The sequence below is a fragment of the Streptomyces sp. UNOB3_S3 genome (assembly GCF_020740895.1).
Lineage (GTDB): Bacteria > Actinomycetota > Actinomycetes > Streptomycetales > Streptomycetaceae > Streptomyces.
This window is the reverse complement of record NZ_JAILXP010000619.1, coordinates 1-2,254: the sequence shown is the minus strand read 5'-3', so window position 1 is coordinate 2,254 and position 2,254 is coordinate 1. Positions and strand designations below refer to the sequence as shown.

The 2,254-nt window shown below is 74.3% G+C and carries 2 protein-coding genes; one reads left to right on the top strand and one right to left on the bottom strand.

Features of this window, described 5'->3' with window-relative positions; all coding sequences use genetic code 11:
• The coding region (locus K6I33_RS34385) for an LCP family protein (RefSeq protein ID WP_229358729.1) at nt 1–1,450 on the top strand (1,450 nt) is incomplete at its 5' end.
• A 21-nt stretch (nt 1,451–1,471) separates the two neighbouring features.
• Here K6I33_RS34385 and K6I33_RS34380 read toward each other — a convergent pair.
• The gene (locus K6I33_RS34380) at nt 1,472–2,020 is read right to left on the bottom strand and encodes an acyl-CoA thioesterase (protein WP_229358728.1); all 549 of its coding nucleotides are present in this window, start codon (nt 2,018–2,020) and stop codon (nt 1,472–1,474) included.
• Between the last annotated feature and the right edge of the window lie 234 nt (nt 2,021–2,254).

Genomic DNA, 2,254 nt, shown 5'->3' with positions numbered 1-2,254 from the left:
CCACCGCACCCCGCGCCCCCCGCGCTGGGGAATGCGGCTGGCCACGGTCGCCGCGGTGGCCGTGCTGGGCACGAGCGGCATCGGGCACGCGGTGGTCTCCGGGCTCTCCGGCGGGATCGGCCGGGTCGACGCCTTCGAGGGCCTGTCGAACCGGCCGGACGGCGGCCGGGGCATGAACGTCCTGCTCGTCGGCACCGACGGCCGCGACCGGATCACCGAGGACGAGCGCAGGCGCTACCGGCTGGGCGGCACCGCCTGTCACTGCACCGACACGATCCTGCTGGTGCACCTGTCCGCCGACCGCGAGCGGGCCACCGTGGTCGGCCTGCCGCGCGACACCTACACCGAGATCCCCGAGCGCGCGGACGAGTTCGGCCGGGTGCGCCCGGCCCATCCGCAGAAGCTCAACGCGGCCTACGCCGAGGGCGGCCCCGGGCTGACCGTGCGCTCCGTGGAGCGGCTGACCGGGCTCCACGTCGATCACTACATGGAGGTCGACTTCACCAGCTTCATGCGGACCGTCGACGCGGTGGGCGGGGTACGGGTGTGCACCGTGCGCCCGCTCAGGGATGCCTACTCCGGGCTCGACCTGCCCGCCGGCACCAGCAATCTCGACGGCGGCCAGGCCCTCCAGTACGTGCGCTCCCGCCATCTCGACGGGGCCGCCGACCTGGGCCGGATGCAGCGGCAGCAGCGGTTCCTCGCCTCGCTGATGCACAAGGCAGCCGACGGCGGGGTGCTGCTGAACCCGGTGAAGTTCCAGGAGGTCGCCTCCTCCGTGGTCGGCTCGGTCCGCGCGGACCGGGGCTTCGGCACCGACGAGCTCGTCGACCTCGGCAGGGCGATGCGGAACCTCAGCCCCGCCTCCACCGAGTTCATGTCCGTGCCGATCGCCGTGGCGGACTACCCCGTGCCGAACGTCGGCTCGACCGTGCGCTGGGACGACGCGGCGGCCGGCAAGCTCTTCCAGGCGCTGCGCGAGGACCGGCTCGTGGGCACGGCGCCGGGCTCCCCGCACCACACCCAGGACGCCAAGCCGCCCGCCGAGGGCAACCGGCCCCGGGCCGCGGCCGTCGACGTCGCCCCCGAGCGGATCCGGGTCCAGGTCCTCAACGGCAGCGGCCGCCCGGGGCTGGCCCGGGGAGCCGACCAGGCGCTGCGGGCCACCGGCTTCCTCACCACCGGGGTGCCCGTCGATGCCCCGCCGCCCGCGATCAAGCACACGACGATCACCTACGACCCGCGCTGGGACCGCTCGGCCCGCTCGCTCGCCACCGCCCTGCCGGGCGCCGGGCTCCGGCCGGTGGCCGGGCAGGGGCCGCTGATGAAGGTGGTCCTCGGCGCGGACTTCACCGAGGTCCGGCCCGTCCGGGCCAAGGAGGAGACCGGCCCGCAGGACCGGATCCCGGTGGTCACCGGCGACCAGGCGGTCTGCCCGGAGCAGACCTGAGCCCGGCCGCGCTCCCCGTACTCAGTCCTCGATGCCCTCGGCGGCCCGGTTCTGGCGGAGCTCCATGATCGCGCGGCGCCGGGCGAGCCGGTGCGTCCGCCGGATCTGCGCCTCCTGGTAGCGCCGCCGGTCCCGCTCGGTCTCCGGGAGCACCGGCGGCACCGGCCGGGGCTTGCCGTCGCCGTCGACGGCCGCGAAGACGAGATAGGCGCTGCCGACCTGGACAGCGGGCGTGGACTCGTTCCACCGCTCGGCCAGCACCCGCACACCGACCTCCATGGAGGACCGGCCGGTCCAGTTCACCTGGGCCTTCACATGCACCAGATCGCCCACGCGGACCGGCTCCAGGAAGGCCATCTCGTCCATGGAGGCGGTGACCGCGGGCCCACCGGAGTGCCGCCCGGCGACCGCGCCCGCCACGTCGTCCACCAGCTTCATGATCACGCCACCGTGGACGGTGCCCAGCAGATTGGTGTCATTGCCGGTCATGATGTGGGAGAGCGTCGTACGGGCGGCCGATGTCGGCTTGCCGGATATCGCCGGATCCGTGCCCCGGTCCTGAGTGGTCATGTCCACCAGTATGCGCGGGCCGCCGGACACCCCGCCGGGCGCCCGGATGTGCATCAGCTCTGCAACAGGACCGCACCGGTTTCCCAGGCACCCTGTGTGCCCGGCCGGCGGGCGGGCACACTCGGTGGCATGAATGACTGGCCCGATCGGCGGAACGGCGCACCCGAAGAGCGGTACGGCCGCGGCAGCACCGGCACCGAGCCGGAAGGCGTCCGCGCGATGCCGCACGTCCGG